This window comes from Chitinophaga skermanii (assembly GCF_003259335.1).
Lineage (GTDB): Bacteria > Bacteroidota > Bacteroidia > Chitinophagales > Chitinophagaceae > Chitinophaga > Chitinophaga skermanii.
In genome coordinates, this window is sequence record NZ_QLLL01000005.1 from 545,985 (window position 1) to 563,411 (window position 17,427).

Consider the following 17,427-nt stretch of genomic DNA (forward strand, 5'->3'; position numbering starts at 1 on the left):
TATGTACAGCAATAGATAATTTCAACGGCACAGGATGCGTAAGGTGTTTACGCACATCAACAACGACGCTTTAAAAATAAGGAATGTTTGGAAATATATTGTTAAGCAGCCTTTTGGCCGAGCACATTGGTTTGATAAAGTTCTTCATCGAACTCTTTTTCGTGTTTAGCAATAACGATGGTCGCTACACCATTGCCTATAAGGTTGGTAATGGCCCGGGCTTCAGACATAAACCTGTCGACCCCTAATAACAAGGTTAAACCCTCGATAGGAATCACCTTTACCGCTGCCAAGGTAGAAGCTAGCACAATAAACCCGCTTCCTGTGATGCCGGCGGCTCCTTTGGAGGTGAGCATTAATATCCCGATAATCGTTAACTGCTGCGTGATGCTGAGATCTACATTACTTACTTGTGCCAGGAATATGGCTGCCATGGATAGGTAGATACTGGTGCCATCTAAATTGAAAGAATAGCCAGTTGGGATAACCAAACCTACTACTGAGCGGGAGCAACCAAACTGTTCCATCTTTTCCATCATGCCCGGCAAAGCCGATTCTGATGAGCTGGTGCCTAGTACAATCAAGATTTCACTACGGATAAAATGGAGGTACTTGAGCAACTTCACCCCGTAAAAACGACAAATCATCCACAATACACCGAAAATAAAGATGGCCATGGTAGCATACACACAAAGCATGAGTTTGCCGAGCGGGATCAATGCTTTCAGACCAAAATGTCCCACAGTATAGGCCATACCACCAAATGCGCCAATCGGTGCAAGCTTCATAATAAACTTCAAAATCACGAAGAATACGTTCGACAGCTTTTCGAACGATTGGATAAGGGAATTGGAATTCGGTAACAACTTCGTAATGCCCCAACCAAATAAAACGGCAAAGAACAAAACTTGTAGGATATCGCCTTTGGCAAAAGCTTCTACGATGTTGCTGGGAATACTATGGAGGAAGAAGTCACCCCAGTTGAACGCGGCGGCTTGTTGTTCAATTTGGTGAACTTGGTTTAAATTTTCCTTCTGGATACTAATGCCTTCGCCGGGTTTGGAGATATTGGCAATAATAATCCCAATGGTGATGGCTAGCGTGGTAATAATCTCGAAGTACAACAAAGCTTTACCGCCTACGCGGCCCACCTTTTTCATATCACCCATTTTGGCAATACCCAGCACGATCGTAAAGAAAATGATCGGGGCAATGAGCATGCGGATTAAATTGATGAAAATATCGCTAAGCACTTTCGCACCATCGGCGAACTTCGGGAAGTATAAACCTACTAACACACCCAGGAAAATAGCGATGAGCACCTGGATATATAAATGTTGACGAATCAATTTCATAAGTGGACCGTAAAGGCGCTAAGATAATTAAAGCAGGCGCAGCTAGTATTTAAAAGTTTTGCAGCAGGACAAAGAATTTTTTAAAAAGTATTTACCGATCAACCTAATTTATTTGCATATTCCCCGTTTTTGCAGGAATTTTAATGCATTGTACCAGCCAACGGTACTATTCACCAAGATCAACAATAATCGTAACGTACTTAAACCACGCACCCTGCATGAAGAAAGTTTTAACGCTGGCTATAGCATGCTGTAGTAGCTTCTCATTGCTTGCGCAACCAAAACCCGCAGCAGCACCACCGCCACCGCCAAAAGAAGAAAAATCTGTATTGCCTTTAAATGTCATCAATCCCGAATCTGCTGTTGTAACAGAGCACGAGGTAACCATTAAAGGTCAACGTATTCCTTATAAAAGCACTGCCGGTACTTTACCTGTTTGGGATAGTGAAGGCAAAACCATCGCCGGTCTTTTTTACACCTATTATGAAAGAACGGATGTAAAAGACCGCGCAAACCGTCCATTGGTGATTTCGTTCAATGGCGGACCGGGTTCTGCATCGGTTTGGATGCATATTGCATATACGGGTCCTCGTGTATTAAACATCGACGACGAGGGGTACCCAGTGATGCCGTATACCATCAAAGAAAACCCTCACTCCATCTTAGATATTGCCGATATCGTGTACGTAGATCCTGTGAATACCGGTTATTCTAGGATTGTGGGTAAAGATGTACAACCAACCACCTTCTTTGGTGTTCGTAACGACATTAAATACCTCGCAGAATGGATCAATACATTTGTAACACGTAACAACCGTTGGGCATCTCCGAAATACTTGATTGGTGAAAGTTATGGCACTACACGTGTTTCGGGTTTAGCATTGGAATTGCAGAATTCACAATGGATGTACTTCAACGGTGTTATTCTTGTATCGCCTACAGAATTGGGTATTGCCAGGAGTGGCCCTGTAGAAGCTGCATTACGCTTACCATATTTTGCAGCCACTGCATGGTATCACAAAGCGCTTCCACCCGATTTGCAATCGAAGGATCTTACAGCTATGTTGCCAGAAGTTGAAACCTTTACGATGAACGAATTATTACCGGCCATCGCTAAAGGAAACTCTTTGCCTGGGAATGAAAGAGACGCGATTATCGCTAAGTTCGCCCGCTACAGTGGTATTGCTGAAACAGTGGTACGCCAAAGCAACTTGGATATTTCTACCAACTACTTCTGGAAAGAATTATTGCGCAATAAAGGTGTAACCGTAGGACGATTGGATTCTCGCTACATAGGTATCGATAAACAAGATATTGGCGATGGACCTGATTACAATGCCGAGTTAACCTCGTGGTTACATTCTTTCACCCCGGCGATTAATATTTACCTCCGCGGTGAGTTGAACTATAAAACTGATTTGAAGTACAATATGTTCGGTAGCGTTTATCCTTGGGATAGAAGTGGTGATAGAACAGGCGAAAACTTACGCCAAGCCATGGCTGCAAACCCTTATTTACATGTAATGGTACAAAGCGGTTATTACGACGGAGCTTGCGATTACTTCAACGCTAAATACAATATGTGGCAAATGGATCCAGGTGGTAAATTAAAAGACCGTATGGTGTGGAAAGGCTATAGAAGTGGCCATATGATGTACCTCCGTAAAGATGATTTAGCTACGGGGAATAATGATATCCGTGACTTTATCTTGAAATCGGTACCGAAACAAGGTCAACCCGCTAAGTATTAAACCAAGTTTTACCTGCTAAAAGTAAAAAGGTCCCTAGTAATCTAGGGACCTTTTCTATTATAAAGAGTTTGAGCATTACTGCGCTGTTTGATTATTCAGCTCGCGTTCATAATTGAGGTATCCCAACTTCATACGTTCGCTGATTTTACGTTTAAGCATACCTGGCGCAATCACAATCATGCCATCACCAAAGCCGAGGATTTCTTTTTCCAATTCGTAGTTGATTTGTACTTCTAGTTGAATAACGATACCTTCTTCTGTTTCTTCGAGAATGATTTGCGAAGGGTGGAGCGGTTTGGTTTCTACGTAAGGTGCGTGTGTTTTGCTTACAAATAATTGTACCGTGCTTGGACGTACGTTATGTGATACCGTTACACCCACTACATCTTTATAATATTCCTGTGCGTTTGTATTTGCCGGGATATAAGGCAACGTTTCATCGATCGTAACTTGGTGTAGGCGATCGAGCGCAAGGTTTAATACCATGCCGCCTTCCTTCCTGATACCCACCACGAACCAACGGTTTTTATATTCTTTTAACCACCAACCATGAAACGCGAATGTTTCAGCTGCTTTTGCTTTAAACGATTGGTAGGTAAGCATTAATACTTTCTTCTGAATAATAGCATTGTATAGCGTACCTAGGTATTCTAAGCCTTTAAGATCGTCGTTTTTCTCGAAATCGATAATGGGCGATGTATTATGTGATGCCGTGTAAACGTGATCTTCCAGTTTTTGCACGATTTCGTGTAAATCGTAGAAATGCGAGAAGCCGCGGAACTGTTTCAATACCTCCACTGCTTCGCTCATTTTGTTGAGATCTTGCGGGTTAAGCGGGATATTGATGATACTGTAGTTCGGGTCTTCGTAGGTGTAATATTTTTTATTTACAATGACGATGGGTGCATTATAACCCAACTTGTCGCTGCGCATAAATTGAATATCCGCTTGAATGGAACGCTTACTGATACCTTTATCAATTCCCTCGTATTCGTACAGGGCGTCGGATACGGCTTGGATAAGGTTTTCTAAAGTCCATCTTCTCTGGCGATTTCTAAGGCAAAGGTCGATCGTCTTATAGCGTATAAGGGCATTCTTGTTTACAGGCATCCTAGGTTTGATTATTGTTTTCGGGACAAAAAAAATAAAAATATTCCAGCTACGCAAAAAAACTGCGTAATGTTCCGGTTGAGTGGATCGCAATTTTTGGTTTATCGTATGAAAATGAATTCATTCTGAAGATGTGAAATTATTGTTGCCCGTCCACATTCTATCCTTATTAGCATTCATTTTTTGCAGCTGCATGACTATCATAAGCGAAGGCTTACGTTGGGCGTAAATGTATTTAAAAAATGTGTAATGCTATATTATTTGTTTTTCGGAAGAAGATTTTATTTGAATTGAAGTTCTTTACTGTATTGGGTTTTGAAGATATATAGAAAATATTTTTAAAATTATTTTTCAATACGCAGAAACAGTGCGTAGGGTGTTTTCAACTTTGTATTGTCAAACGGCGAAGGGGATTCCGGAGGGTTTGGCAAAAGAAAGTCCTTTGAAAATAGGCAGTAGAAAAACATCAACCTTTGGCGCAGGTTTCAGAGAGCCTCGCAGTGTTGTACATACGTAATGTATAATATGCTGTTGGTGCGAGTATACGAAAATTGGGTTCCAACGCGGAAATGTGTAAAGCACGCCGTGTTCCATTAACATGCCTTGTATTTGGGATACAATCAGCAAACACAGGTTGAGCGACCTGTATAAACATCGCTTTTAACACATTAACAATAAAAGCCGCCTAACCGAAGCAGCAGCCTGGGTTGTAAAGGCGAAAGATCAAAAGGATCCTTCACTGGCACAATATCAACTGTTGGCCGCTTCTACAAGCGAATCGATTGCGCGTAAAGGCATTCAAACCGAAAAAGCTACTATTCATGTAACAGCATCAATGTAGTTGGTCGTAAGAACCCCGTTACGCTACATCGCCTCAAATGTATAACCCGCTTATGGGTGATTGGTTCCTGCCCGGTAACGACGGCTTTTATTACAAACAAACAACCATTTAACACTTATATAAATCTATACTATGAAACAAGTTATCATCAATACCGGCACAATTGGCATTCTCTACAAAGAAAAACGTTTCGAAAAAATCCTAACAGCAGGTTCGTACCGTTTTTGGAGCAATAACAACGAGGTAGAGGTGCATAACTTGCAAGATGTTTTTAACCCACGCATCCCGTTAAATATTGCCTTACAGGAGCAAGCATTAGCACAAGCGTTGCAAGTGATTGATGTAGCATTCAACGAGATTGTACTCGTATACGAAAACGCGTTGTTGAAACGTGTACTGTCGGCCGGTCAATATGCATTCTGGAAGGACTACACTGCGTATTCTTTCGTAACGGTGAATACGGATGAAGTAGATATTACACAACTCAAAAATAAAGCGGAATCAGCGCATAACTTGTTGGCGCCATATGTTTCCCGTACGATGGTAGATGCGCATGAAAAAGTGTTGTTTTTTATCGACAATAAATTCGATCGTATCCTAGGAAGCGGTATGCATGCTTTCTGGAAAAATACAGCGTCTATCCATACTTTTCACCGTATCGATACACGACAATTGATGCAAGAGAATCCTATGGTGGGTGCCTTACAGCTCGACTTATTGATGCAATATCCTGCAATAGCGGAAGCATTAGCTTTAATTGTGGTAGAGGAAAACCAGTTGGCGATTTTATTCGATAAAAAGAATATCAAGCACGTGTTGCCAATGGGTAAATATGCCTACTGGAAAAATATACAGCAATACCGTATTGAATACGTGGATATTGCGGCGATCGAGATTGCACCTAAATACAATCGCTCGTTGTTAGCCGTTCCAATGTTGAATGCTTATGTACGCTCTTTTGTAGTAGAACCATACGAAAAAGGTGTGTTGTATGTTGATGGTGATTTTCATTCAATAGCAGCGCCTAATGTGTATAACTTTTGGAAGAATGAAACACGTATTCTCTTGCATAAAGTGGACACACGTCAACAACAATTGGATATGAATGGCCAAGAGATATTGACGAAGGATAAAGCCAATATCCGTATCAATTTTGCCTGCCAGTACAAGGTAATAGATATTCTGAAAGCAGTGGAAAATAAAGAGTACGAAAAACAATTATATGCTTTAGCGCAATTATCGTTACGTGAGCAGGTGGGTGCGTATACACTAGATGAATTACTAGATAAGCGAGATGCGATAACGCCATTGATTTTGGAAAGCTTGCGAGCGAAGGTGACGGAGCTAGGTGTGGAAGTGGCTTATTGTGGTATTCGTGATATTATTTTACCAGGTGATGTAAAAGAAATCTTGAACCAAGTGTTAATTGCTGAGAAAACAGCACAAGCCAACGTGATTATGCGCCGCGAGGAAACTGCGAGCACCCGTAGCTTAATGAATACAGCGAAATTAATGGAAGACAATGCCATGCTGTACAAATTGAAAGAAATGGAATACGTGGAGAAAATAGCCGATAAAATCAGCAATATTTCATTGAACGGTAGCGGCGACGTAATTGGTCAATTGAAACAGATTTTCATCCCGCATCAATAGTCTTACAAACGATCAACGGTGCGACGCAAGCAACGTTGCTAAGAGATACAAATGTTGGCCCCAAAACATTTAACCTACACACATATGCAAAAACAAAAAGAACCGCTATCTGAGCGGTTCTTTTGCTTTGTATCGTGGTTGAGTATATCGTTGAAACGAGCCCCCATTTTCATAACCAGTTGTGAAATTTACAATATGATTATTCAACGTCGCTAGTAGTACCAACGGGTTGATGAATATGTTTAGATTGTATTGATTTCTTTTTTGAATATGTAATATACAAAGCTAAAGCAGTAAATATAACACCTCCTGCGATATTTCCAAAGGTTACAGGCAATTGATTTCCAAACCACCAGTCTCCAAAACTCACTTTTGCACCTAGCATCATCCCGGCAGGAATTATAAACATATTGACTACAGCGTGTTCGAAGCCTTGGGCGAAGAAAATAAAAATGGGCAGCCAAGCTGCAAAAATTTTTCCTAGGGTAGAAGTGGACGTCATGGCCATTACAACACCGAAAGTAACCATCCAATTACAAAGGATGCCCTTGGTAAAAAGCGTAATAATACCGTCGCTCCCGAAATGCGCATAGGCCCCCGTTTTTGTTTCAGCGATTTTGACAATAGCTGCCGCAAGGGGGCCGCCAGAATCGTGGCCTAGTTGCGTAAGCGAAATCCAAAACAGCACAGCATACAATAGGCCGCCTAAAAGATTCGCAAAAAATACCAACAGCCAATTTTTCAAGGTATCGGCAAGGGTAATTTTTTTCGCTAAAAAAGCCGTGGGCAATATAGCAAAGTTGCCTGTTACCAATTCGAAGCCCATTAGTACAACAATGATGAAGCAGGCAGGGAAAATGGCCGCACCAATCACCGGTAAACCTGTTTGTATACTTGCCGTGATGGCTAAAGTGGTACCAAATCCCAGGATGGCCCCGGCTAATATTCCGCGGATCATAAGATCGGTAGTACTGAGTTGTACTTTATCGATGCCCGATTGCACCATTACGGAAACTACTTCACTTGGTTTTTTATAATCCATGATACAAATATTTATTTGATGAAGAATGAAGGTGTAATATTCAATGAAACATAAGCCCAGTTACTGTTTGAGCTTGCATTTACTAAGTTTTTTACCGTAGCCGAGGTGAGGGTGTTGGTACTCCAAAAATGACTATAACCTATGTCTACGTTTACAAAGGAGTTGATGTTGAATTGTGCTGTGAGATCAGCTTCTGTGCCAAATTGCTTATGGTGGTTAACAACTTCGCTAGCGCTATAGAATTGATGTATATCTAAGAGTAATAAACATTTGGCGGCAGGTTTGTATTTCATTTTTAAATAATAATCTTGTAATCCTTTTTGTCCGAACCCACTGGCAGCATAGAAGTAATCCATATATCCCCAAAATTTGTGTGCTGTGCCGTACAATGGATCAAAAGCTTTGTTATCACCGCCGGAAGTGTAATCCGCTCCCAAGCAGGTTGATAATTGTTGCGTGATGCTATAAGCTATATTGCCATTGAAGCTAGTTGCAAGTAAATTTTGCCCAGCGGGTGTTTTGCCGAATTGATAATAAGCCGATGCGTTGTAAGTGAATTTGCCAAGCTGTTGTATGTAGTACAAACCTGTTGTGTACCGCGCATATGTTCCCTCGTCCCATTTCTTTGTTTGTACCTGGTCAACCAATTCGAAATGGTACTTAGAGAAATGGTCGTTTAGGAATAAATAGGTAAGATTGCCTTGTTGTAATTTTTTATTGAGATGGACGTACGCTAATGCTTTATATGCAGATCCACCATTTGTATTAGCCGTGTAATTTCCAGGTGGTTGCGCATTATAAATCGTGTTGGTGGAATTTTCTTTATTTTGGTTGAAGGCGCCACCGATGTGTGCTTGGAACGTTTGGATTTCATATTTCAAAACTGCTGCATCATGCCTACGGCCTTGTTGCAGCCAATCCAAGTTGCCGAGTAAACGGCTATCGTCGTACACTAACTCTTGCCGGCCCACTTTTAGTCCCCAATAACGCGTTGTATGCAAACTGTCGCTTAAGTTTACTTCTGCCCATGCCTCGTGCAGCATAAACCCATTATTATCTTGCGTGGTGGTACGGTTGATGGTAGATACATCTTGTCCCCAAACTCTTACATCTTGTATGGCAATATGCACCTTTACACGGTTACTATTGTACTTCGCCATTAAGCGCGTTCGTTGCGAATTAAAGAAGGCTGGGTGAGCGCTTTTGGGCAAGGGAGCACCTTGTCCATCGCGAAATTCGGAACGCGTACGCAGTTGTGCACCGATAGAGAATTGTGCAGTGGCGAAAATTGGGATACTACTAGTGAATATAATTCCGAGGAATAGTTTTTTCATGGTAGCGTTGGTTTATATGCTTAATGGGTTGAAGTTTGGATGAAGGCCGGTTGTGCTGTAAAACCAATGAAAATATCATCGCCTTCTATGCGAACAGGATATGTTTGAATGTGGCATTCCGTTTCGTCGGAAATACAACGTCCATCCTTTAGTGAAAATGTTTTCTTATGAAAAGGGCAAGCTACTTTGGGTTCACCTGCATGGGAGCCAATCATCCCACGACTCAATGCCATCTGGTGTTTGTGTGGACAAAGATTTTGCGTAGCAAACCATTGTCCAGTGCGGGTGAAATGAAAGAGCGCAATTTGGGTATTGGCATACTTAACACATACGCCACCATTAGCAGGTACATCTTGTACACGGCAAGCGAGGAACCAAGAGAATTCAGACGACATATAAAGCGATTTAGTTGATAGATCAATTATTTCCATTCTACCGCGCGTTTTTGATCGCGCATTTGTTCGAAGTTTACGGTTGGGTCTTTTTCAGCGGGAGCATTTACGAAATGCGAAAAGCGTTTGCGCAGGGCTGGGTTTTCAACAACCTCTCTCCATTCGCATTTGTAATGATCGACTAGATGTTGCATACTAGCTTCCAACTCAGCAGCAACACCCAGGCTGTCATTTACCACCACGTTTCGCAAGTATTCAATGCCACCATCCAGTTTATTCAACCAAGTAGCCGTACGTGTAAGTGGATCGGCTGTTTTGATGTAGAACATGAGGAAGCGATCAATGTAACGGATGCAGGTGTCGGAATCTAGATCGGCAGCAAGGAGCTTAGCGTGCTGAGGTTTGGAGCCACCATTACCGCATACATACAAGTTCCAGCCCTTATCAGTAGCAATTATCCCAAAGTCTTTCGACTGAGCTTCAGCACACTCACGAATACAACCCGATACGGCCGATTTCATCTTGTGTGGAGCTCTAAGTCCACGGTAACGCTCTTCCACGCGAATAGCGAAGCTAACGGAGTCGTGCAGCCCAAATCGGCACCATGTGGAGCCCACGCAGCTTTTAACAGTACGCAAAGCTTTGCCGTATGCATGCCCGCTTTCAAAACCGGCAGCAATAAGTTCTTGCCAAATATTGGGAAGGTCGTTGACGTGGGCGCCAAACATATCGATGCGTTGACCGCCGGTTATTTTGGTGTAGAGATTGTACTTTTCGGCCACTGCTGCAATAACAGCCAACTTTTGAGGTGTAATTTCTCCGCCGGGAATACGCGGTACAACAGAGTAGGTGCCACCTTTTTGGATATTTGCTAAAAAGCGATCGTTCGAGTCTTGTGCAGTTTCGTTGCCTTTTTGGAGAATCATATCATTCCACAAACTGGCTATAATTGAACTGATAACAGGCTTGCAGATTTCGCAACCATCGCCATGTCCGTAAGTATCCAGCACTTCGTCGTAAGCATGGAGATTTTTAATTTTAATAAGATCGAATAGTTCTTGCCGCGAGTATTGAAAATGTTCACATACAACGTTGCGAATGTATTTGCCTTCCGCAATCATGGTGTATTGAATAATATCTTTCACCATTGGAGTACAGCCACCACAGCAACTGCCTGCTTTTGTACATTTTTTAACCGCGTTGAATGTTTCATGCCCGTTTTTAACAGCAGCGACAATGTCGCCTTTGGTTACGCTCTCGCAGCTGCAAACAATAGCATCATTGGGAAGGTTTTGTACACCGGCATTTTGTGCGCCTTCACCACGTGGACCAATTAAAATATCTTGGGGGTTAAGGGGAAGTTGGATCTTATTTTTTGTTGTTTGTAATAGCATGTTGTAATCGGCTGCGTCGCCAATTAGAATACCGCCTAGCAAGTATTTACCGTCGTTGCTAACATTAATCCGCTTGTAAATACCTTGCAAACTATCTTCAAAAACGATAGCCCTAAATTCAGTGGAGGGAGGAAAGGGATCGCCAAAGCTAGCAACGTCTACACCAATTAATTTCAACTTCGTACTCATATCGAACCCGTTGAATTGAATGGGTTCGTCTATGATAGTGGAAGCAGCTACTTCGGCCATTTCGTAACCGGGTGCTACTAACCCGTAAATCATGCCTTTGTGTAATGCACATTCCCCGATCGCAAAAATGTGAGGGTCGGTGGTTTGCATATGGTCATTCACGATGATGCCTCCACGCGAACCAGTTTCCAGGCCGGCCAATTTGGCTAACTCATCGCGGGGTTTAATACCGGCTGAAATAATCAGTAGATCTAACTCCATCGTGCTTTCATCTGCAAACTGGATACCGGTAATAGCTTGCGCGCCGGTAATTTCGATGGCAGCTTTATTGGTATGAATTTCCAATCCCAAAGCTGCTAGCTTACTTTGTAAAACAAGGTGACCATTATGATCTATTTGCCGGGGCATTAACCGCGAGGCATATTCAATTACATGTGTATTCTGCACACCCAAATCCAGTAAAGCCTTCGCAGCTTCAAGACCCAATAAACCGCCGCCCATAACAGCCGCTTGGGTAGCCTTGGGGGCATAATCCTTGATTAACTCTAAGTCTTCAATAGTTCTATATACAAATACGCCTTCTTTTTCAATACCTGGCAGCGGCGGAACAAAAGCCGATGACCCGGTAGCAAGCACAAGGTAATCGTATGATTCTTCGCGGCCTTTGTAGGAGTGTACAACTTTATTTTCCCGGTCTATTTGTACAACAGGGTCGCCGGTATATAATATGATATGTTGTTCGTTGTACCAGGAGCGGGGTTGCATTTCCAACTCGTTAGGGGAGGCGTGTGTGAAGTAGTCGGTAAGATGAACACGGTCGTATGCAACGCGGGGTTCTTCACCAAATACAATGAGTTCAGCTTCTTCAAAGGGAAGTTTTGCGCGTAACTTTTCGCAAAATTTGTAGCCGACCATCCCGTTTCCTATTACTACAATTTTCATGGAGCGTGATTTAGAAATGAAAAATTATAAAAATATATATATAATATAATTTCTTTCGATCACCCAATAAAAATCGTTTTGGTTATGATTTGAATCATGAAAATATGAATTATTTGAGTACTTTTATATCAGGCTAAGTATTATTCTTGATATAATTATTTATTTAATACGTTTGTTTATGCCATTTCCCTATTTATCTTTAGTCGGCGCAGGACCTGGTGATCCCCGTTTAATCACCTTAAAAGCTATCGACACGCTCCAAGTAGCAGATGTAATATTATATGATGCACTTGCCAACGATGCACTGCTTGCTTACGCACCCAGTGCATTGAAGATTTTTGTAGGCAAACGTTTCGGTGCCCATGCTTTACCGCAGGACGAAATCAATGCTTTGATTATCCAATACGCATTTTCGCATGGGCATGTGGTGCGATTAAAAGGTGGAGATCCTTTTGTATTTGGACGGGCTACAGAAGAAATAATCGCAGCGCAGCAAGCCGGTATCCCGGTTAGCATTATTCCCGGTGTATCTAGTGCACTCGCCGTTCCGGCGAACTGCATGATCCCGGTTACAAGTAGGGGAATTGCGAATAGCTTTTTTGTTATAACAGGTACTACTTGCCATGGCGGCATTTCGGAAGATCTCCGCCTAGTGGCTCAAACAAACGCAACAATGATCATTCTAATGGGTATGCAACAGTTACCTGCTATAATGGACATATTTATAAGCCTTGGCAAGCATGCATTGCCCACGGCGATTATTCAAGAAGGAACAACAGAAAATGAAAGAATGGTAGTTGGTACGGTGAGCGACATTGTTGCAAAATCCCGCGCAGCTTGTATTACAAACCCTGCAATTATTATCGTAGGTGATGTTGTACATGCACACTCCAATGCTGCTATAAGGCAACTCGCCCGCGAACATACGCACCGTGTTGCCTAGTCTAAACCGAGTTTATGAAGAAGGAAAAATTTGCTTGCGATGGAAGCGCCTGCACGCTTTGCAAGTTGTGCTTACCGGAATGGTTACCGGCTATTAATGCTCATAAATCTGTATTCTCATTAAAAAAGGGTGAAGTGCTTTTTAATGAAGGCGATACTGTTAACGGGATTTATTTTGTTACCAAAGGCAAAATGAAGGTGCATAAACAATGGGGCCAAGAGAAAGAACTTATCGTGCGTTTTGCCAAGGAAGGAGATATAGTAGGACACCGGGGTGTAGGAGGAAGCGAACTTGTGTTTCCCGTATCGGCCACGGCTTTAGAACCGGTTGTGGTTTGTTTTATTCCCCTAGATTTCTTTATCGCTACTTTAAAAGTAAATACGGCTTTCTTGTACGATTTAATGATGTTCTACGCCCGCGAACTCCAAGCCTCCGAAAGAAAAATGAGAAACATGGCTCACATGCCAGTAAAAGGTCGCCTCGCGGAAGCCTTCCTTTCCTTGCAAGAAAAATTCGGGATCGATAAAAATGGCTTCATTAACCTATCGCTCAGTAAGCAAGACATTGCCGCCTATGTTGGTACCACGTATGAAACGGCTTTTAGAATGATGAATGATTTTGTGGCTGAAGAAATACTACTGGTGGAAGGAAAGCAGTATAAAATTTTACAAGAAGAGCCTTTAAAACAACTCGCTTATTCAACGCATTAACAGTCACGGAATTTCAATTTTCCCAAATCCATAAATCGTTTTCCCAATCCGCATACACTATTCGGCATACTAGGTGCATCTTTGACGCGTCTTTTGGGTGTCAACTAACCGGTATGCATTCCTAACTATTGCTAAGTACCGCCAATTTATTCTCCCAAAAGATATACCCTTACAGCGTATGCAGGCTTGGTGTCCTCCTAATCCTGCCTTATTTTTTACTTTAAAAGGAAACCCAGTGCGCATTTTTTACACACTACGCAAAGTGTCTTAATGGTGAAACGTTCACTTTGCAACTGGTACATATTGTACTATCATGCCCCGCTAGTTCGATGCAGAGAGTTTACTAGTTCCCGCATGCTGCTTTTCACCTGTTGTTCTACATACAATCATAGCGAAGAAATGTATGCGTTGCTTGGCATCCAGCTAACCTATTGTGCATTTTTTATGATGTTAACGAACGTCAACAACATATTCATCCTAGTCTAAACAGTTTATCATTTAACAATACAGTCGATCTTATGATCCAATATCCACAAGAAAAGTTTTCACCTATTAATATCGATCAGCATGCTAATGCCTATTCAATAGGTTTTTGGAAGAGGCAACAGTATTTATGTACGCGTAAAAGTTTAATTACTGTGGCTGCAATTTACATGTTGCTTTTATTAACTAATAAGGCTTCTGCCCAGCAACAACCTACCCATACAGTAAAAGGAAAAGTAGTACAAGTAAGTCAACAACCGGTAGAATTTGCCACTGTTGCATTGTACCGTGCAAAAGATTCGAGCTTAGTGAAGGGTACTTTGGGTGATATGAATGGCGATTACGAATTGCAACAAGTAAGCATTGGTCATTATTATGTACAGGTAAGCAGTATGGGGTATAAAACCCAACTTTCATCCTCTTTCCATATTACAAATTCAACTACCACTATTGATGTGCCAACGGTTGTGTTGGAAAAGAATGAACAACAGTTAGGCGGAGTAACCGTAACCGGCACGGCTCGTAAACCACTAGTAGAACAGCATTTAGATAAAACGGTCCTCAATATAGAAAACAGTATTTTATCGGAAGGAAATACCGCTTTGGAGTTGTTGCAAAAAGCACCAGGCGTAAGTGTTGACGACAAAGGTGATATTACCTTGAAAGGTCGCCCTGGCGTAAGCGTGATGATCAATGGAAAATTGACCTACCTATCCCAAGGCGAGTTGATGCACTTGCTGCGTGGAACAACCTCTAGCGCCGTCTCTAAAATAGAAGTTATTACCAATCCCCCGGCACGCTACGATGCAGCTGGAACAGGTGGTATTATTAATATCGTACTGAAGAAAAGTGCCAAGCAAGGCTTTAATGGGAATGTGTATACAAACTATGCTCGTAGTCGCGATGATCGCTATGGCGCTGGTTTTAGTGCTAACTATGGTGGCGAAAAATTCAATATCTACGGTAGCTACAACCACGCATTCCGCGGTGAAAAGGAATATATGGATAACAACCGTGATTTCTACGCCGAAGAACATGGTAAAGGCGAAATTGTACAGTCGTCTAAGTTGAACAACGGTACCACTGAACCACTATACACCAACAACTTCAAGCTTGGTGCCGACGTGAATTTGAATAAGCATAATACGATTGGTTTCTTAATGAATGGCAACATTGGTACATATACCAACAATAGCACCACACACAACAATTGGTATAATAGCCAACAAGCCTTTATGTACAAAGCTTTCTCAAAAAGCAAGAACGACCAGCAATGGACGAACCTTACCTATAATTTGAATTATCTACATAAGTTTAATAAACATAACGCGGAAATATCAGCAGATGTCGACTACGCTTACAACGATTTTAAAGGCGATCAATTGTTGCATACACGTTATATAAACCAAGCAGGGGGGGATTTATGGACACCTTCTTCCCGCCAAGGAAAAATTCCTTCTCAAACCAATGTATATGTAGGTAAAATCGACTATACCCAAACGTTTTGGAAAGATGGTAAGTTGGAAGTTGGTTGGAAAACCAGCTACGTAGAAGTGAACAATGATTCCCGCTTCGACACTTTGTTGCAGCAGAATTGGATCAAAGATCAATCGAGCAGCAACCATTTCAAATACAAGGAAACAATTCATGCCAGCTATATTCAATTGAGTAAAGATTGGAAGGGCTGGAAAGCACAAGTAGGGGGGCGTGGTGAGTTCACTAATACAAAGGGCCACCAAGTAACGATTGATTCTGTGAATACTCGTCATTACTTCCAATTCTTCCCCCAAGCCAGCTTATCGCGGGAGATCAATAGTAATAACCTTGTACAGGCGTCGTATAGCAGGAGAATTGAGCGCCCAGGTTACGATGAATTAAACCCATACCGCGTATACCGCGATCCAAATTTATATTACCAAGGCAATCCATATTTACGCCCACAATTAACCAGTAATATCGAATTGAGCCATGTTTGGCAACAAAAGATTACCACCAGCATATATTACAGCATCACGAAAGATGTAGTAAACTGGACGATCTCCCAAGTGCCCAACACCAATACCAGCTACGAATATGCCGTGAACTTCAAGAACATGGTGAATTACGGCGCCAGCATTAGCCTACATTCAAACGTAACCAAATGGTGGGCTACTAATTACTTCTTTAACCTCTATCGCACAAGCTACGATCCAGGTGAAGTAAAGGCAACAGTATTGGATGGTAGAACCGTATTCGCTTTCAACTTACAAAATGCATTCACCTTCAAGAAGGGATTCAGTGCTGAATTAACGGCGAATTATCAAAGCGCCGCCATGTACGGGATTTACGAAACAAAACCTGTAACGATTATCTCGGCAGGAGCCCAAAAAACATTCTTGGATAATAAGTTCACCGCGAAATTAATGGTGAACGATATCTTCCAAACCCGCCAATGGCGCAATGTTGCGAAGTACGATAATATTATTATGCGCGAACATATTCGCTTTGATAGCCGTATGGTAACCGTTAGCTTATCTTATAGGTTTGGTAAAACAACGAACCAATTACGGGAAAGAAAACAAGGAAATGAAGATATCCAAAGCCGCGTAAAATCGGGTGGATAATTGTTATAGTGTTGATGATAGAAAGAGAAAAATCCCGGTATTAACCGGGATTTTGTGTGTATATAAAACTTGAATTATTCGCCTAAAACTTCCAATTGTACACTCATCACCTGTTTCAATATTTTTTTATCCGGGTATATGCGGCGTGTAATATTAATCCCGTTCCACACTGTTAACAAGTATTTGGCTAACACTTTCGGCTCGTGGTGCGTGTGCAAATAACCGCGTTCTTTAGCAATTTTAAGATAATGATGAAAAATTTCTTCAAATGCTTTTAAATAAGCGGTGGCTTGTTCTTTCAGTTCTTCGTCTTGGTTAGAAAGCTCTGCCAATGTATTCCCTACAAAACAGCCTTTAAAGTGTGTTTCGAGGTCGGTCGATGCTATGTCGAGGAAAAATTGACGAATGGCCGTAACAGGATTGTCTGCAGGTTTTAATAAATCGTGCATGGCCTGCGAGCCACGTGTATGAAAGTGCTGTATAGCGCGGGAAAACAATTCCTTTTTGCTACCAAAGGTGTTATATAAACTGCCTTTGTTCAAGTCCATTGCTTGTAGTAAATCTTCTGTACTGGTTGCTGTATAGCCCTTCTTCCAGAATAAATCTATCGCTTTATCAAGCACTTCTTGTTCATCAAATATTTTTGGTCTGCCTGCCATTTGCTACCTGTTGTGCATATAAAGTT

Annotated in this window: 12 protein-coding genes; 5 read left to right on the forward strand and 7 right to left on the reverse strand. The window is 41.8% G+C overall.

Annotated features, from left to right (window positions below):
- Window positions 1-101 precede the first annotated feature (101 nt).
- Complete coding sequence (dctA, locus tag LX64_RS15545) at window positions 102-1,355, reverse strand: C4-dicarboxylate transporter DctA (protein WP_111598582.1); 1,254 nt, start codon at window positions 1,353-1,355, stop codon at window positions 102-104.
- Between the two features lie 218 nt (window positions 1,356-1,573).
- On the opposite strand from dctA, the gene LX64_RS15550 reads away from it, so the two are divergent.
- Entirely contained in the window at window positions 1,574-3,106 is a 1,533-nt protein-coding gene (locus tag LX64_RS15550; protein WP_111598583.1) for a S10 family peptidase, read from the forward strand.
- A gap of 75 nt (window positions 3,107-3,181) precedes the next feature.
- Here the strand turns inward: LX64_RS15550 and LX64_RS15555 are convergent, their stop codons facing one another.
- On the reverse strand, window positions 3,182-4,216 hold the full coding sequence (locus tag LX64_RS15555) for a helix-turn-helix transcriptional regulator (RefSeq protein WP_111598584.1): 1,035 nt from the start codon (window positions 4,214-4,216) through the stop codon (window positions 3,182-3,184).
- Window positions 4,217-5,189: 973 nt separating this feature from the next.
- Here LX64_RS15555 and LX64_RS15560 point away from each other — a divergent pair.
- Window positions 5,190-6,710, forward strand: a complete 1,521-nt coding sequence (locus tag LX64_RS15560; RefSeq protein WP_111598585.1) for a slipin family protein — start codon at window positions 5,190-5,192, stop codon at window positions 6,708-6,710.
- Between the two features lie 199 nt (window positions 6,711-6,909).
- Here LX64_RS15560 and LX64_RS15565 read toward each other — a convergent pair whose 3' ends face one another.
- From LX64_RS15565 to nirB, 4 genes are read right to left on the reverse strand one after another with little or no spacing between them, the layout of a single operon-like run.
- Complete coding sequence (locus tag LX64_RS15565) at window positions 6,910-7,752, reverse strand: formate/nitrite transporter family protein (RefSeq protein ID WP_111598586.1); 843 nt, start codon at window positions 7,750-7,752, stop codon at window positions 6,910-6,912.
- Between the two features lie 11 nt (window positions 7,753-7,763).
- On the reverse strand, window positions 7,764-9,086 hold the full coding sequence (locus tag LX64_RS15570) for an alginate export family protein (protein WP_111598587.1): 1,323 nt from the start codon (window positions 9,084-9,086) through the stop codon (window positions 7,764-7,766).
- Between the two features lie 20 nt (window positions 9,087-9,106).
- The gene (nirD, locus tag LX64_RS15575; protein WP_211324824.1) at window positions 9,107-9,481 is read right to left on the reverse strand and encodes a nitrite reductase small subunit NirD; all 375 of its coding nucleotides are present in this window, start codon (window positions 9,479-9,481) and stop codon (window positions 9,107-9,109) included.
- A 26-nt stretch (window positions 9,482-9,507) separates the two neighbouring features.
- Entirely contained in the window at window positions 9,508-12,003 is a 2,496-nt protein-coding gene (gene nirB / locus LX64_RS15580; RefSeq protein WP_111598589.1) for a nitrite reductase large subunit NirB, read from the reverse strand.
- A gap of 178 nt (window positions 12,004-12,181) precedes the next feature.
- Here nirB and cobA point away from each other — a divergent pair, with 178 nt between their 5' ends.
- From cobA to LX64_RS15595, 3 genes are all read left to right on the forward strand, one after another.
- Window positions 12,182-12,946, forward strand: a complete 765-nt coding sequence (cobA, locus tag LX64_RS15585) for a uroporphyrinogen-III C-methyltransferase (RefSeq protein ID WP_111598590.1) — start codon at window positions 12,182-12,184, stop codon at window positions 12,944-12,946.
- Between the two features lie 14 nt (window positions 12,947-12,960).
- Window positions 12,961-13,656: a Crp/Fnr family transcriptional regulator gene (locus tag LX64_RS15590; RefSeq protein WP_111598591.1), complete on the forward strand. Its 696-nt coding sequence runs from the start codon at window positions 12,961-12,963 to the stop codon at window positions 13,654-13,656.
- A 518-nt stretch (window positions 13,657-14,174) separates the two neighbouring features.
- Window positions 14,175-16,742: an outer membrane beta-barrel family protein gene (locus LX64_RS15595; protein ID WP_111598592.1), complete on the forward strand. Its 2,568-nt coding sequence runs from the start codon at window positions 14,175-14,177 to the stop codon at window positions 16,740-16,742.
- A 74-nt stretch (window positions 16,743-16,816) separates the two neighbouring features.
- Here LX64_RS15595 and LX64_RS15600 read toward each other — a convergent pair whose 3' ends face one another.
- The gene (locus LX64_RS15600) at window positions 16,817-17,401 is read right to left on the reverse strand and encodes a TetR/AcrR family transcriptional regulator (protein WP_111598593.1); all 585 of its coding nucleotides are present in this window, start codon (window positions 17,399-17,401) and stop codon (window positions 16,817-16,819) included.
- Window positions 17,402-17,427 lie beyond the last annotated feature (26 nt).